Here is a 15979-nt window from a genome sequence, read left to right as displayed (position 1 = left end):
TTATCCCTCCTTTTTATCCGATACAATGATGGTGATGTGGCTCGTGCGTTTATTGATCCGTCCAGCACTGCCTCGTGCACGTGGGCGGAAGCGTTTCAGCGTCGGCCCTTCATCCACAAAAATGCTTTCTACAACTAAAGATTCCGGATCCATTTCATAATTGTGTTCTGCGTTAGCAACTGCGGATTTCAACACTTTTTCAACAATCGGTGAAGCCGCTTTGTTCGTGTTCCGCAGAATGGCGAACGCCTCTCCAACCGCTTTACCGCGAATAAGGTCTACGACCAGGCGGGCTTTGCGAGGAGCGACGCGCACAGTTCTTGCGACAGCTTTAGCTTGCATGTGTTATGCCTCCTCTCGGATTCGGACTTAACGACCTGTTTTTTTGTCGTCTTTAGAATGCCCGCGGTAAGTGCGCGTTGGCGCAAACTCGCCGAGCTTGTGACCGACCATATCTTCCGTAATATAGACAGGCACGTGTTTGCGGCCATCGTAAACCGCAATGGTATGCCCTACGAATTCAGGAAAAATAGTTGAGCGTCTCGACCATGTTTTGATGACTTTTCTTTCGTTACCTAATGCAAGAACCTTTTTCATCAGGTGATCATCTACAAATGGTCCTTTTTTTAGGCTGCGACCCATTGGTCAACCTCCTTTTTCGGTTTTTCACACTTTAAAAACCTATTATTTTTTCCTTCTGCGTACAATAAATTTATCAGAAGCTTTATTGCGCTTACGGGTTTTATAACCAAGCGTTGGTTTACCCCAAGGTGTCATTGGTGATTTGCGACCGATTGGCGCACGACCTTCACCACCACCATGCGGGTGATCATTCGGGTTCATAACGGAACCGCGAACGGTCGGGCGAATGCCTTTCCAACGAGAACGGCCAGCTTTACCAATTTTAACAAGTTCATGTTCGAGATTGCCCACTTGGCCAACGGTAGCACGGCATGTTTCAAGAATCATGCGGACTTCGCCAGAGCTCAAGCGAACGAGCACGTATTTTCCTTCTTTACCGAGGATTTGTGCTTCAGCACCGGCACTACGAACGAGTTGACCCCCATGGCCAGGTTTTAATTCAATGTTATGAACAACGGTACCTACAGGGATATTTTTAAGCGGTAAAGCATTCCCTACTTTGATATCGGCATCTGGACCGGAGACAATTTCCATGCCTACTTCCAGACCTTTTGGCGCTAAAATATAGCGTTTTTCACCGTCTTTGTAGTGAATCAATGCAATGTTTGCCGTACGGTTTGGATCGTATTCGATCGTAGCAACGCGGCCTGGTACGCCATCTTTGTTGCGTTTAAAATCAATGATTCTATATTTGCGCTTATGTCCGCCGCCATGGTGACGAACCGTCAACTTCCCTTGGTTATTGCGTCCAGCTTTTTTGGGCAGCGGAACCAAGAGCGATTTTTCCGGAGTATCTGTGGTAATTTCGCTGAAATCCAGAGATGTCATGTTGCGACGGCCATTGCTGGTCGGTTTGTACTTTTTAATCGCCATGTTGTTTCCCTCCTTCTGCTGTTTTATTAAACGCCTTCGTAGAATTCGAGATCTTTGCTGTCTGGCGTTAAGGTGACAATCGCTTTTTTCCGTTTGGGCGTATAGCCGGTATAACGGCCAAAGCGTCTGAATTTGCCATCATAGTTCATGGTGTTGACTTTTGCCACTTTTACGCCAAAAATCTCCTCAACGGCGCGTTTGATTTGAGATTTATTCGCACGACGATCAACGATAAACGTATATTTCTTATCGACCATCAATTCAGTCGAACGTTCAGTGATTACGGGGCGCTTGATTACATCACGTGCATCCATTATGCCAGCACCTCCCCTAATTTTTCGGCGGCATCCTTCGTCATGATCAATTTGCCGGCGTTAACAACGTCGTAGACATTGACTTGATCCGCTGTGACGAGTTTTACCGTCGGGATGTTTCGAGCTGAAAGCGCAGTCGGCTCATGCTCATTATTGATAACAACAAGGGCTTTTTCGTTAACGGAAAGATTCTTTAAGACTTCAACGAAAGCCTTCGTTTTCGGAGCTTCCATCGCGAGTTGATCGACAACGATCGTTTCATTGTCGCGCACTTTAGCGGAAAGCGCCGATTTAATGGCTAAACGACGAACTTTTTTCGGCAGCTTGTAGCTGTAGCTTCTCGGCGTCGGACCAAAAACAGTACCGCCGCCAACCCATTGCGGAGCGCGGATGGATCCTTGACGGGCACGGCCTGTACCTTTTTGCCGCCACGGTTTTCTTCCGCCGCCGCGAACAGCCGAGCGATTTTTGGTGGCGTGTGTGCCTTGACGCAACGAAGCTTGTTGCATCACAACCGCTTCATAAACAACGTGTTCATTCGGCTCAATACCGAACACAGCATCATTTAATTCGATTTCTCCAACTTGTTTTCCGGTTATATCTAATACCGCTAGTTTTGGCATGAAAACATCCCCCTTTCCTTATTTATTTTCCGTCGCTTTAACTGCGGATTTAATGGTGAGGTAGCTCTTTTTCGCACCCGGAACATTGCCTTTAATCAGAAGCAAATTGCGTTCCGGATCGACTTTTACAATTTCAAGGTTTTGGATGGTGACTTTGTCTCCACCCATGCGTCCCGGGAGTTTTTTACCTTTAAATACCCGGTTGGCTGTGATTGAGCCCATAGAACCAGAGACGCGATGATAGTGTGAACCGTGACTCATCGGTCCGCGGTGTTGATTGTGACGTTTAATGGAACCTTGGAATCCTTTACCTTTGGAGATCCCAGTAACATCAACAATGTCGCCTTCTTTGAATATATCAACTTTAACTTCTTGACCAACTTCATAGTCGGCAAGATTTACATCACGGATTTCCTTCACGAAGCGCTTAGGTGCAGTGCCTGCTTTTTCGGCATGTCCTTTCGCTGGTTTATTAGCGCGAGCTTCGTGCTCGTCGTCAAAACCAAGCTGAATGGCTTCATAACCGTCGTTTTCAATGGTTTTCTTTTGCAATACAACGTTTGGGCCTGCTTGCACGACGGTAACTGCCAACAAATCACCGTTTTCGGTAAAGATTTGCGTCATGCCGATTTTTTTACCCAAGATACCTTTGGTCATCCGTAACACCTCCTAAAAGTCATTTTCTTGTTTGAATTAGAGTTTAATTTCGATGTCGACACCAGATGGTAAATCCAGACGCATCAACGAGTCTACGGTTGCCGGCGTCGGATTGACGATGTCGATCAAACGCTTATGAGTGCGCATTTCAAATTGTTCACGCGAATCTTTGTACTTATGAACCGCCCGCAAAATCGTATAAACGGATTTCTCGGTAGGAAGCGGAATTGGACCCGATACCTTCGCGCCGGAACGCTTCGCCGTTTCTACAATTTTCTCAGCCGATTGATCCAAAATACGATGATCATAAGCTTTTAAACGAATGCGAATTTTTTGCTTTGCCATTATTTTCCCTCCTTTGTCGTCCATTTTAAAACAGACTACTCCACGAAAATTTCCGAATCACCCCGCCATGGCAAAGGGGCCGGGTGTATCCGCAACCTTCCGCTTCATCGCTAAAACCAACATTTCTTATTATATAAAAAACAGCCACCTAGTGCAAGTTTTCTTTGAAAAAATTCCTTGCAAACGTGGCAAGCACTCGCCTTTCTATTGTATCGGGGCATATACTGGAATTCAAGTCGAAAGGCGTTACAGTAAACATTACCAAATATACCTTACAATGAATCTTTACTTGAACGACCCCCGCTTAATTTTCTAACGAAAATTTACTCTTATGCTGGCCTGAAAAGGATAGACATTCTTATCATATTAAAAAGCACTCCCCTATGGGAGTGCTTTATTTTAGGAGTAATTATTCGATAATGCTGGCAACGGATCCGGCACCAACGGTACGGCCACCTTCACGAATAGAGAATTTCGTGCCTTCTTCGATGGCGATTGGTGCAATCAATTCAACCGTCATTTCGACGTTATCGCCAGGCATAACCATTTCGGTTCCTTCCGGAAGTTGGATTGTGCCGGTAACGTCTGTTGTACGGAAGTAGAATTGCGGACGGTAACCACTGAAGAATGGTTTATGACGGCCGCCTTCTTCTTTGGTCAAGACGTAAACTTGTGCGGTGAATTTGGTGTGTGCTTTAACCGTGCCCGGCTTGATCAGCACTTGGCCGCGTTCAACTTCGTTACGGTCGATACCACGGAGCAATGCACCGATGTTATCACCGGCTTCAGCATAGTCGAGAATTTTACGGAACATTTCAACACCGGTAACGGTTGTTTTCTTCGGTTCTTCGGTTAAACCGAGGATTTCAACTTCGTCTCCAACTTTAACTTGACCGCGTTCAACACGACCCGTAGCAACAGTACCACGACCGGTAATCGAGAATACGTCTTCGACAGGCATCATGAAAGGCTTGTCAACTTCACGTTCAGGTGTCGGGATGTATTCGTCGACAGCATCCATCAATTCAAGGATTTTAGCTTCATAATCAGCGTCGCCTTCAAGAGCTTTCAGAGCGGAACCTCTGATAACCGGAACGTCGTCGCCTGGGAAGTCGTATTCAGAAAGAAGGTCACGAACTTCCATTTCAACGAGTTCGAGCAGTTCTTCGTCGTCAACCATGTCAACTTTGTTCAAGAACACAACGATGTAAGGTACACCAACTTGGCGGGACAGAAGGATGTGTTCGCGTGTTTGCGGCATTGGGCCGTCAGCAGCGGAAACAACCAAGATCGCGCCGTCCATTTGAGCGGCACCCGTAATCATGTTTTTAACATAGTCAGCGTGTCCAGGGCAGTCAACGTGTGCATAGTGACGGGCATCTGTTTCGTATTCAACGTGAGCGGTTGCAATCGTGATGCCGCGTTCTTTTTCTTCTGGCGCACCGTCGATTTGGTCGTAGGCGCGTGCTTCAGCTTTACCTTGTTTAGCAAGTACGGTCGTAATCGCAGCTGTCAAAGTGGTTTTACCATGGTCAACGTGACCGATTGTTCCAATGTTAACGTGGGGTTTGGAACGGTCAAATTTAGCTTTAGCCATAAGAGAATTTTCCTCCTTTAAGTACTAAACATTATTTTAATATTATGTTGACTAAGGTTGAACAGTATGTCCGTCTCCCTTAGCTTACAATAAACTTATGTTTGAGACAATGCCTTCCGGCGGTTTATCTTATTTACCGCCGGTGGCTTTTTTAATAATTTCTTCCGCAATGTTTTTCGGTACTTCTTCATAGTGGTCAAAGACCATCGTGAAGGTGCCGCGGCCTTGTGTTGCAGAACGCAAGGAGGTGGCATAACCGAACATTTCCGAAAGCGGAACAAAAGCTTTTACAACTTGAGCGTTGCCGCGTGCTTCCATACCTTCGACACGGCCACGACGGCTTGTGATGTCACCCATAATGTCACCGAGGTATTCTTCAGGAATAACCACTTCGACTTTTTCGATGGGTTCCAGAAGCACCGGATCGCAAATTTCCCTTGCCTTCTTAAGCGCCATGGAAGCGGCAATTTTGAAGGCCATTTCACTGGAGTCGACATCGTGATAGGATCCGTCAAACAAGGTGGCGCGAATGTCCACAACCGGGTATCCTGCGATCAAGCCGTTTTGAATCGCATCGCGCAAGCCAGCTTCAACGGCCGGAATATATTCACGCGGAACGACACCGCCGACGATCTTGTCGACGAATTCAAATCCGCCGCCTTCTTCAAGCGGTTCAAACTCAATCCAAACGTGACCGTATTGACCGCGGCCCCCGGATTGACGGACGAATTTACCTTCAGCTTTACCGGCTTTGCGAATCGTTTCACGATAAGCCACTTGCGGTGAACCGACGTTACATTCCACTTTAAATTCGCGGCGCATCCGGTCCACGATAATATCTAAGTGAAGCTCACCCATACCGGAGATGATCGTTTGGCCGGTTTCTTCATCCGTTTTTGCTTTAAAGGTCGGGTCTTCTTCAGCAAGCTTTTGCAAAGCTTGTGCCATCTTGTCTTGGTCGGATTTCGTTTTCGGCTCAATCGCTACCGAAATAACCGGTTCTGGGAATTCCATAGACTCAAGAATGACTTGATGCTTTTCGTCACAAAGCGTATCCCCGGTAGTCGTATCCTTCAAGCCTACTGCAGCAGCAATGTCACCCGCATAGACGTTTTTGATTTCCGTCCGCGTATTGGCATGCATTTGCAAAATACGGCCCAAGCGTTCGCGTTTGCCTTTTGTTGAGTTTTGAATATACGAGCCGGCTTCAGCCGTTCCGGAATAAACCCGGAAGAAGGTCAACTTCCCGACAAACGGGTCAGTCATAACTTTAAAGGCGAGAGCAGCAAACGGCTCATTGTCATCAGCCTTGCGGACAATTTCCTCTTCGGAGCCAACAGCCACACCTTTAATGGCAGGGATGTCGATCGGCGAAGGCAAGTAATCAATGACCGCGTCGAGCATGAGTTGAACGCCTTTGTTTTTGAAGGCAGAACCACAAAGAACCGGGAAGAATTCAACGGAAATCGTCGCTTTGCGAATGGCCGCTTTAATTTCTTCCGTTGTCAGTTCTTCACCTTCAAGGTATTTCATCATGAGCTCCTCATCAAATTCAGAGACCGCTTCGATGAGTTTGTCACGATATTCTTGAGCTTGATCCATATATTCTGCGGGAATATCATCGGCTTCAATGCGCGTACCGAGGTCATCTTCATAGAAATAGGCTTTCATTTCTACAAGGTCAATGATGCCTCTGAATTCATCCTCGACACCGATCGGTAATTGAATCGGATGCGCATTGGCTCCGAGACGATCGTGCAACGTTTGCGTTGAATAGAGGAAGTCCGCGCCGATTTTGTCCATTTTATTTACAAAGACAATTCGCGGTACTCCATATGTCGTCGCTTGGCGCCAAACGGTTTCCGTTTGCGGTTCAACACCCGATTGGGCATCCAGAACCGTTACCGCACCATCGAGGACGCGCAACGAGCGTTCCACTTCGACTGTAAAATCGACGTGTCCCGGCGTGTCAATGATGTTGACCCGATGACCTTTCCATTGGCAGGTCGTCGCCGCCGAGGTGATGGTAATCCCACGTTCTTGTTCTTGTTCCATCCAGTCCATCTGGGAGGCGCCTTCGTGGGTTTCCCCGATCTTATGAATACGCCCGGAATAGAACAAGATACGTTCCGTCGTCGTGGTTTTACCGGCATCAATGTGAGCCATGATCCCGATATTCCGCGTTTTCTCAAGTGGGAATTCTCTTGGCACGGGTCTCTCTCCTTTCTCTATATAAATTACCAACGATAGTGAGCAAACGCTTTGTTTGCTTCCGCCATCTTATGCATATCTTCGCGTTTTTTCACGGCTTGACCCGTGTTGTTAGCCGCATCAATGATTTCACCTGCGAGCTTTTCGACCATGGTCTTTTCACCGCGCAGACGGGCATAGTTCACAATGTAACGCAACCCCAAAGAAATGCGGCGATCCGGACGAACTTCGACTGGCACTTGATAGTTTGCACCACCTACACGACGGGCGCGTACCTCAAGGACAGGCATAACATTTTTCATCGCCTGATCGAAGACTTCCATCGGATCTTGATTCGTGCGTTCACGAATGATATCAAACGCTTTATATAAAATAGCTTCAGCTTTGCCTTTTTTACCGTCTTTCATAATCCGGTTAATGAGGCGTGTAACAAGCTTAGAGTTATAGATCGGATCTGGTAAAACATCTCTTTTTTCAACAGGACCTTTGCGTGGCATCGGTTCCCCTCCTTTCCATTTCCTATCGCATGTCTAATAACATTATTTCGCTTTTGGACGTTTCGCGCCGTATTTGGAACGGCCTTGTTTGCGGTTTTCCACACCAGCAGTATCCAACGCACCGCGAATGATGTGATAGCGCACACCTGGCAAGTCTTTAACACGTCCGCCGCGGATCAAAACAACGCTGTGCTCTTGCAAATTATGGCCGATCCCCGGAATATAAGCCGTGACTTCGATACCGTTCGTCAAGCGAACACGGGCAATTTTACGAAGTGCCGAGTTCGGCTTTTTCGGCGTAATGGTGCTGACACGTGTGCACACACCGCGCTTTTGTGGTGAAGATTGGTTAGTCAAGGTTTTTCTTAAACTATTGTACCCTTTATTTAGCGCCGGAGAGTCAGATTTTTGCGTTTTCGACTTACGGCCTTTGCGAACCAATTGGTTAATTGTTGGCATTCGAACAGCCTCCCTTCCATCATTTCTAAACCCACAGTTCCAGGTGGGTCATTTTGTAGCAAAAAAGATGCGCATGGGTTTCCCCAGGCGAATTATTTGATCAAGGCCACCGCAGCCGCACCGACATCAATCCCGCAGGCTTTCCCGAGCTTCTTCATGGAATCCACCGTTGTAATCGGAATAGCCTTTTCCCGAGCGATGTCGAGGATTTTCCCAGTGACGCGTTCATCCGCATCAGAGGCAATAATAACTTCACGAACGCGGTCTTCTTTAATTGCCTTGATGGACTGTTTGGTACCTATAATAATACCATTTCCTGCCTTTGTCACTTTATCATAAGACATACAAAACATCCTCCAAAGCAACAAGGTTTCCGGAGCACTCCGTTATCATATCACTGAGTGCTCCACCTTGTCAAGACATTCCATCATTAAGGTCAAACCGCATTTTTCCAAAGCCTGTACTGGGTTTAACTTTCCGTATTCACTAATTCTTCGGATGCGGATTCGGCTTTTTCTTCATTCGGTTTTACGATGTTGATCCGGCGGTAACGCGTCATACCGGTACCAGCTGGAACGAGTTTGCCGATGATCACGTTTTCTTTCAAGCCTAAAAGTTCATCGCGTTTTCCTTTAATAGCGGCATCCGTCAACACACGTGTCGTTTCTTGGAATGATGCAGCAGACAGGAACGATTCCGTTTCAAGAGAGGCTTTCGTAATCCCAAGGAGTTTCGGACGTCCGGTCGCTGGAATGCCGCCCTTGGCGATAACTTCTCTATTGATATTCCGGAATGTTCTAATGTCAACCAATGATCCTGGCAATACGTCAGTGTCACCTGGATCAACGATTTTAATCTTGCGCATCATTTGCCGTACCATGACCTCGATATGTTTATCGCCAATTTCAACACCTTGCATGCGATAAACTTTTTGGACTTCTTTCAAGATATAATTTTGTACGCCTTCAATGCCAGAGACATGCAACAACTCTTTCGGGTCAATCGAGCCTTCCGTTAACACTTGACCCGGTTCAACGATGTCGCCTTCGGACACTTTAATTCTGGCGCCAAAATTGATGTTATATTTCCGCGTCTCGATTTCACCTTGTACAGTGATTTCTCGTTTGTCTTTTTGATCGGTAATCGCGGTTACCGTACCATGAATTTCTGAAATCACCGCTTGGCCTTTCGGATTCCTTGCTTCAAACAGCTCTTGAATCCTCGGGAGACCTTGCGTGATGTCATCACCCGCAACACCACCTGTATGGAAGGTACGCATGGTAAGCTGTGTCCCTGGTTCACCGATGGATTGCGCAGCGATAATGCCGACGGCTTCACCCACTTCGACCTCAGAACCGACCGCCAGATCTCGTCCATAACATTTTTTGCAGACACCGTGCGGAGTATCGCACATAAAGACGGACCTGATCGTTACCGATTCAATGCCGGCATCAACCACAGCCTTGGCTTGATCTTCGGTGATGAGGTCACCTTTATGAATGAGCACCTCACCGGATTCAGGGTGGACAACTGTTTCATGAGCAGTACGTCCGACCATCCGTTCATACAGACTTTCAATTTCTTCGTTTCCATCACGAATAGCGGTGATTTTTAAGCCGCGGTCCGTGCCGCAGTCTTCTTCACGAACGATGACATCTTGTGCGACATCTACGAGGCGGCGGGTCAAATAACCCGAGTCAGCCGTCTTGAGAGCTGTATCCGTCGAACCTTTGCGGGCACCGTGAGTCGAAATAAAGTATTCCAAAACGGTGAGCCCTTCACGGAAGCTCGAGCGGATGGGCAATTCAATAATCCGTCCAGATGGGTTGGCCATTAAGCCGCGCATCCCTGCCAATTGCGTAAAGTTTGATGCGTTACCACGGGCACCCGAATCGCTCATCATGAAAATCGGGTTGGTGGATTCAAGAGAATCCATCAAACGCTCTTGAATGGTATCTTTTGCGGCACTCCAAATGGAGATGACCCGTTCATAACGTTCCTCTTCAGTGATTAAACCTCTGCGGAACTGCTTCATGACTTTATTGACTTTCTCTTCAGCTTCCGCGAGAATTTCCTGCTTTTCAGGCAAGACGACGATATCGGCAACGCTGATCGTAATACCCGCTTTTGTTGAATAAGAAAACCCGAGGGCTTTCATACGGTCAAGCATCCGCGAGGTTTCAGTAATTTTAAACCGTTTAAACACCTCAGAGATGATATCACCCAAAATGCCCTTCTTAAACGGCGGAACAATTTCACGGGAGGCAATTTCTTTTGGAATATCCGTCCCAATCGGAACAAAATACTTCTCCGGCGTCGCTGTTTCTAAATTATAACGCGTCGGTTCGTTGATGTAAGGGAAGGATTCCGGCAAAATCCGGTTAAAGATCAACTTCCCAACGGTTGTGATTAAATATTGTTTGTTTTGTTCTTCCGTAAATGTCGGGTTTTTAAGCGTTTTAGCAGGCAAAGCAATTCGCGTATGCAAATGCACATAGCCATTTTGATAAGCAATCAATGCCTCATCCGGGTCTTTAAAGACCTTGCCTTCACCAAGCGCGCCTGCTCTTTCTAATGTCAGATAGTAGTTTCCTAAAACCATATCTTGAGAAGGCGTAACGACCGGTGTACCATCCCTTGGGTTCAGGATGTTTTGAGCGGCAAGCATTAAGATCCTTGCTTCGGCTTGGGCTTCGGCAGAAAGCGGGACGTGAACCGCCATTTGGTCACCGTCAAAGTCTGCGTTATAGGCAGTACATACTAATGGGTGTAGCCTAATGGCTCGCCCTTCAACCAAGACCGGTTCAAAGGCCTGAATGCCGAGTCTGTGCAACGTTGGGGCCCGGTTTAATAACACTGGATGTTCTTTAATGACTTCTTCCAGAACGCCCCATACTTCCGGATGCACTTTTTCGACTTTCCGTTTTGCACTCTTAATGTTGTGAGCAATCCCTTTGTTTACCAGCTCTTTCATAACAAAAGGCTTAAATAATTCCAAGGCCATTTCTTTCGGCAGACCGCATTGGTACATTTGTAAGTTTGGCCCAACGACGATAACCGAACGACCCGAATAGTCAACGCGTTTTCCTAATAAGTTTTGGCGGAAACGACCTTGTTTGCCTTTTAACATATGAGACAAAGATTTCAACGGACGGTTTCCCGGCCCAGTAACCGGTCGACCCCGGCGGCCGTTGTCGATTAATGCGTCAACCGCTTCTTGCAGCATCCGTTTTTCATTTTGAACAATGATGCTTGGCGCACCAAGATCGAGCAAGCGTTTTAAACGGTTATTACGGTTAATCACGCGGCGATAAAGATCGTTGAGGTCACTCGTCGCAAAACGCCCACCGTCAAGCTGAACCATCGGCCTTAATTTAGGCGGGATGACAGGAAGGACGTCTAGGATCATCCACGACGGTTCATTATCGGAATGCCTGAAGGCTTCCAAAACCTCTAAGCGTTTAATGGCACGAGTTTTCCTTTGCCCTTGAGCAGTTTTTAATTCTTCTTTCAAAATCTCGACTTCTTTATCTAGGTCAACATCTTGAAGGAGCTTCTTAATGGCTTCGGCGCCCATGCCGGCTTTAAAGCTATTTCCGTACTTTTCTCTATAAGCACGGTATTCCTTCTCGGATAACAATTGTTTTTTCTCAAGCGGGGTGTCGCCAGGGTCCGTGACAACATAGGAAGCAAAATAGATAACTTCCTCAAGCGCCCTTGGCGACATATCGAGTAATAACCCCATCCGGCTCGGTATACCTTTAAAATACCAAATATGCGATACCGGAGCCGCGAGCTCAATATGACCCATGCGCTCGCGGCGTACCTTCGCACGCGTGACTTCAACGCCGCAGCGGTCGCAGACGACCCCTTTATAACGGACGCGTTTATATTTACCACAGTGGCATTCCCAGTCTTTGGTTGGACCGAAAATGCGTTCACAGAACAAACCGTCTTTTTCGGGTTTAAGCGTTCTATAATTGATCGTTTCGGGCTTTTTCACTTCACCGTGGGACCAAGAACGGATTTTATTTGGCGAAGCCAAACCGATTTTCATGTACTCAAATTTATTGACATCTAACAAAGGAGCAACCTCCCTACAGTCCAGAATGTTCTCGTGACCCGTTTTAAGCGTTCACGTTAAGGGTGTCGCTAGACGTTTCATCTTCTTCATCGATCTCGCGAATATCAATTTCTTCTTCATCGCCTGACAGCACCTTAACGTCTAAGCCAAGACTTTGCAATTCCTTAATTAAAACTTTAAAGGACTCAGGAACGCCCGGCTCAGGGACGCTTTCACCTTTGACAATCGCTTCGTACGTTTTGACGCGTCCGACGACATCGTCGGATTTGACCGTAAGGATTTCTTGTAGTGTATAGGCCGCACCATAGGCTTCGAGCGCCCATACTTCCATCTCACCGAACCTTTGACCGCCGAATTGGGCTTTACCACCAAGCGGCTGTTGTGTAACCAGTGAGTACGGACCTGTGGAGCGAGCATGCAGCTTATCATCGACCATGTGGGCCAGCTTAATCATGTACATGACGCCGACTGAAATGCGATTATCAAAAGGTTCTCCGGTTCGGCCATCATATAAAATGGTTTTCCCGTCTTTGGGCAGCCCGGCTTCTTCGAGCGTATTCCAGACATCATCTTCGCGAGCCCCATCAAATACCGGTGTGGCGACGTAAATACCCAATTTACGCGCCGCCATCCCTAAATGGAGCTCGAGCACTTGCCCGATGTTCATCCGAGAAGGCACGCCAAGCGGATTTAACATGATATCAATCGGTGTACCATCCGGTAAGAACGGCATGTCTTCCACCGGCAGGATCCGGGAGATAACCCCTTTATTCCCGTGGCGTCCGGCCATCTTGTCTCCGACGTGGATTTTCCGTTTTTGTACGATGTATACGCGAACGAGTTGATTTACACCCGGAGGCAATTCATCACCGTCTTCGCGGTTGAAGATTTTTACATCGTGTACGATACCGCCGCCTCCGTGCGGGACGCGCAACGACGTATCACGCACTTCACGGGCTTTTTCACCAAAGATGGCATGCAGTAATCGTTCTTCAGCCGTCAGTTCTGTCACGCCTTTAGGTGTGACCTTGCCGACAAGAATGTCACCATCCCTAACTTCGGCACCAATGCGGACAATGCCCCGTTCATCAAGGTTTTTCAACGCATCTTCGCCGACATTCGGAATGTCTCGAGTGATTTCTTCCGGTCCCAATTTCGTATCGCGGGATTCTGACTCATACTCTTCAATATGAATCGATGTATACACATCATCTTTAACGAGATTTTCACTCATGATGATGGCATCTTCGTAGTTATACCCTTCCCAAGTCATAAAGGCAACGAGAACATTGCGCCCTAAAGCCAATTCGCCCTTATCCATGGAAGGGCCATCAGCAAGAATTTCCCCCTTTTCTACATAGTCGCCTTTCTTTACAATGGGGCGCTGATTATAACACATGCCTTGGTTGGAACGTTCATATTTTTGTAGCTTATAGGTGACGATGTCACCTTCAACTTCTTTGCCGTCGATTTTTTCAATCGTTCGCACTTTAATTTTTGTGGACGAAACATATTCCACTCGGCCAGCGTGTTTCGCCCGCACAGCTGCGCCGGAGTCTTGAGCGGAAACAAATTCCATGCCCGTCCCGACGAGCGGCGCTTCTGGTTTGAGAAGCGGCACCGCCTGGCGCTGCATGTTTGCACCCATCAACGCGCGGTTGGAGTCATCGTTTTCCAAAAACGGGATACAAGCCGTCGCCGCCGAGACAATTTGTTTCGGCGAAACATCCATATAATCTACCCGGTCTCTTGGAACAACGATATTTTCGCCGCGGAAACGGGCGATGATTCTCTCATCAGCAAAACGGCCTTCCTCATCAAGCTTCGCGTTAGCTTGAGCGACAACATAGTTATCTTCCTCATCAGCCGTTAAATAGTCGATGTGGTCGGTCACTTTACCTGTTTCCGGGTCAACGCGCCGATAAGGCGTTTCGATAAAACCATATTTATTTACTTTAGCATAGGTCGATAGCGAGTTGATCAAGCCAATGTTCGGGCCTTCAGGCGTTTCGATCGGACACATCCGTCCATAGTGGGAATAGTGCACGTCACGCACTTCATAGCCCGCGCGTTCCCTCGTCAAACCGCCCGGGCCAAGTGCCGACAGACGTCGCTTATGCGTTAATTCCGCGAGCGGATTGGTTTGGTCCATGAACTGAGATAGCTGAGAGCTACCGAAAAACTCCTTAATGGACGCAATCACCGGACGAATATTGATGAGTGCTTGCGGCGTAATGGCATTGGGATCCTGAATGGACATGCGTTCGCGAATGACCCGTTCCATTCTCGTCAAGCCGATGCGGAATTGATTTTGTAAAAGCTCACCGACCGAACGCAACCGTCGATTCCCTAAATGGTCAATGTCATCGGTATTTCCGACGCCATGCAGAAGATTAAAGAAGTAGCTGATGGAAGCAATAATATCTGCTGGCGTGATGTGTTTCACCTTGGCATCGACCACACCATTGCCGATAACTTTTAGAACGCGTTCCCCATCTTCATCATCAGGGGCATAAATGCTAATGGATTGTAGTAAAATCTCTTGGCCTTCTGCGATGCCGGATTGCAGGTGATACGTTTGAAAGCCTAATTTCTTTTCGATAATTGGCAACAAACGATCAAGTGTACGGCGATCTAAGAAGGTGCCTTCTTCTGCCACAACCTCTCCAGTATCCGGGTCAACGAGTTTTTCTGCCAGCCTTTGATTGAAAAGCCGATTTTTTATATGAAGCTTTTTATTGATTTTATAGCGACCGACATTCGCCAAATCATAGCGTTTAGGATCAAAAAAGCGCGATTCCAATAAACCTTTGGCGTTTTCAACGGTCGGTGGTTCACCTGGGCGGAGTCGTTCATATATTTCTATTAAAGCCTTTTCCGTTCCGTCCGTGTTGTCCTTCTCAAGTGTATTTTTTAAGTATTCATCTTCACCGAGCAAATCAATGATTTCTTGGTCGGTGCTAAAGCCAAGCGCTCTAAGTAAAACGGTAATCGGAAGCTTTCGCGTCCGATCAATACGGACATAAACAACATCTTTGGCATCCGTCTCAAATTCCAACCACGCCCCGCGATTAGGAATGACGGTTGCTGTTAAACCCTTTTTACCGTTTTTGTCTATTTTCGGGTTAAAATACACACTTGGAGAGCGGACAAGTTGCGAGACAATGACACGTTCGGCGCCGTTGATAATAAAAGTACCGGACTCGGTCATCAACGGGAAATCGCCCATAAAGACTTCCTGTTCTTTAACCTCACCCGTTTCTTTGTTAATCAAACGGACTTTGACCCGAAGCGGTGCCGCATAGGTCACATCACGCGACTTGGATTCTTCGACACTATACTTGGGTTCTCCCAAACTATAGTCAATAAATTCCAGCAGAAGATTGCCAGTAAAGTCTTCGACGGGTGAAATGTCTTCAAACATTTCACGTAGACCTTCTTCAAGAAACTCTTGATACGAAGAAGTTTGAATTTCGATGAGATTGGGGAGTTCCAACACTTCTTTGATGCGGGCATAACTCCGGCGCTGACGATGACGCCCGTACTGCACGATATGACCTGTCAACTCATTCACCCCTCAAATCTTCCATATTGAAAAAGCGGCAAACATGAAGTTTCCCGTTGTAAACGTATTTGAAAATTTTTTCCAAAAAGTGTTTGATTTATACATGCCTTCG

The 15979-nt window shown here is 47.1% G+C and carries 14 protein-coding genes; all 14 read right to left on the bottom strand.

Annotated elements, in window-relative coordinates; translation table 11 throughout:
- Entirely contained in the window at positions 1–342 is a 342-nt protein-coding gene (gene rplV / locus H532_RS0116865) for a 50S ribosomal protein L22 (protein ID WP_027726435.1), read from the bottom strand.
- Positions 343–369: 27 nt separating this feature from the next.
- Entirely contained in the window at positions 370–642 is a 273-nt protein-coding gene (gene rpsS, locus H532_RS0116860; RefSeq protein WP_027726434.1) for a 30S ribosomal protein S19, read from the bottom strand.
- A gap of 42 nt (positions 643–684) precedes the next feature.
- Entirely contained in the window at positions 685–1515 is an 831-nt protein-coding gene (rplB, locus tag H532_RS0116855) for a 50S ribosomal protein L2 (protein WP_027726433.1), read from the bottom strand.
- Positions 1516–1541: 26 nt separating this feature from the next.
- Entirely contained in the window at positions 1542–1829 is a 288-nt protein-coding gene (rplW, locus tag H532_RS0116850) for a 50S ribosomal protein L23 (protein WP_038112839.1), read from the bottom strand.
- Entirely contained in the window at positions 1829–2452 is a 624-nt protein-coding gene (gene rplD / locus H532_RS0116845; RefSeq protein WP_027726431.1) for a 50S ribosomal protein L4, read from the bottom strand. Before rplD ends, rplW begins: the two co-directional genes overlap by 1 nt.
- A gap of 18 nt (positions 2453–2470) precedes the next feature.
- The gene (gene rplC / locus H532_RS0116840) at positions 2471–3109 is read right to left on the bottom strand and encodes a 50S ribosomal protein L3 (RefSeq protein WP_027726430.1); all 639 of its coding nucleotides are present in this window, start codon (positions 3107–3109) and stop codon (positions 2471–2473) included.
- Positions 3110–3145: 36 nt separating this feature from the next.
- Positions 3146–3454 carry a 30S ribosomal protein S10 gene (gene rpsJ, locus H532_RS0116835; protein WP_027726429.1) on the bottom strand — a complete coding sequence of 103 codons (309 nt, stop codon included), beginning with the start codon at positions 3452–3454 and terminating at the stop codon, positions 3146–3148.
- Positions 3455–3863: 409 nt separating this feature from the next.
- Positions 3864–5051 carry an elongation factor Tu gene (tuf, locus tag H532_RS0116830; RefSeq protein ID WP_027726428.1) on the bottom strand — a complete coding sequence of 396 codons (1188 nt, stop codon included), beginning with the start codon at positions 5049–5051 and terminating at the stop codon, positions 3864–3866.
- 129 nt (positions 5052–5180) lie between these two features.
- Positions 5181–7262, bottom strand: a complete 2082-nt coding sequence (gene fusA / locus H532_RS0116825) for an elongation factor G (protein WP_027726427.1) — start codon at positions 7260–7262, stop codon at positions 5181–5183.
- 26 nt (positions 7263–7288) lie between these two features.
- Complete coding sequence (gene rpsG, locus H532_RS0116820; RefSeq protein WP_027726426.1) at positions 7289–7759, bottom strand: 30S ribosomal protein S7; 471 nt, start codon at positions 7757–7759, stop codon at positions 7289–7291.
- Between the two features lie 42 nt (positions 7760–7801).
- On the bottom strand, positions 7802–8218 hold the full coding sequence (gene rpsL, locus H532_RS0116815; protein WP_027726425.1) for a 30S ribosomal protein S12: 417 nt from the start codon (positions 8216–8218) through the stop codon (positions 7802–7804).
- A gap of 92 nt (positions 8219–8310) precedes the next feature.
- The gene (locus H532_RS0116810; RefSeq protein WP_027726424.1) at positions 8311–8562 is read right to left on the bottom strand and encodes a 50S ribosomal protein L7ae-like protein; all 252 of its coding nucleotides are present in this window, start codon (positions 8560–8562) and stop codon (positions 8311–8313) included.
- 125 nt (positions 8563–8687) lie between these two features.
- The gene (rpoC, locus tag H532_RS0116805) at positions 8688–12302 is read right to left on the bottom strand and encodes a DNA-directed RNA polymerase subunit beta' (protein ID WP_027726423.1); all 3615 of its coding nucleotides are present in this window, start codon (positions 12300–12302) and stop codon (positions 8688–8690) included.
- Positions 12303–12345: 43 nt separating this feature from the next.
- The gene (rpoB, locus tag H532_RS0116800) at positions 12346–15867 is read right to left on the bottom strand and encodes a DNA-directed RNA polymerase subunit beta (protein WP_027726422.1); all 3522 of its coding nucleotides are present in this window, start codon (positions 15865–15867) and stop codon (positions 12346–12348) included.
- Between the last annotated feature and the right edge of the window lie 112 nt (positions 15868–15979).

The sequence above is a fragment of the Tuberibacillus calidus DSM 17572 genome (assembly GCF_000430685.1).
GTDB lineage: Bacteria > Bacillota > Bacilli > Bacillales > Sporolactobacillaceae > Tuberibacillus > Tuberibacillus calidus.
This window is presented reverse-complemented; position numbering and strand designations above follow the sequence as displayed.

What these genes read in the sequence shown, in the direction of transcription:
- rplW (WP_038112839.1), bottom strand. Translation starts at nt 1,829, where the DNA reads ATGGATGCACGTGATGTAATCAAGCGCCCCGTAATCACTGAACGTTCG.
- rplV (WP_027726435.1), bottom strand. Translation starts at nt 342, where the DNA reads ATGCAAGCTAAAGCTGTCGCAAGAACTGTGCGCGTCGCTCCTCGCAAA.
- rpsS (WP_027726434.1), bottom strand. Translation starts at nt 642, where the DNA reads ATGGGTCGCAGCCTAAAAAAAGGACCATTTGTAGATGATCACCTGATG.
- rpsJ (WP_027726429.1), bottom strand. Translation starts at nt 3,454, where the DNA reads ATGGCAAAGCAAAAAATTCGCATTCGTTTAAAAGCTTATGATCATCGT.
- H532_RS0116810 (WP_027726424.1), bottom strand. Translation starts at nt 8,562, where the DNA reads ATGTCTTATGATAAAGTGACAAAGGCAGGAAATGGTATTATTATAGGT.
- rplD (WP_027726431.1), bottom strand. Translation starts at nt 2,452, where the DNA reads ATGCCAAAACTAGCGGTATTAGATATAACCGGAAAACAAGTTGGAGAA.
- rpsG (WP_027726426.1), bottom strand. Translation starts at nt 7,759, where the DNA reads ATGCCACGCAAAGGTCCTGTTGAAAAAAGAGATGTTTTACCAGATCCG.
- rpsL (WP_027726425.1), bottom strand. Translation starts at nt 8,218, where the DNA reads ATGCCAACAATTAACCAATTGGTTCGCAAAGGCCGTAAGTCGAAAACG.
- rplC (WP_027726430.1), bottom strand. Translation starts at nt 3,109, where the DNA reads ATGACCAAAGGTATCTTGGGTAAAAAAATCGGCATGACGCAAATCTTT.
- tuf (WP_027726428.1), bottom strand. Translation starts at nt 5,051, where the DNA reads ATGGCTAAAGCTAAATTTGACCGTTCCAAACCCCACGTTAACATTGGA.
- rplB (WP_027726433.1), bottom strand. Translation starts at nt 1,515, where the DNA reads ATGGCGATTAAAAAGTACAAACCGACCAGCAATGGCCGTCGCAACATG.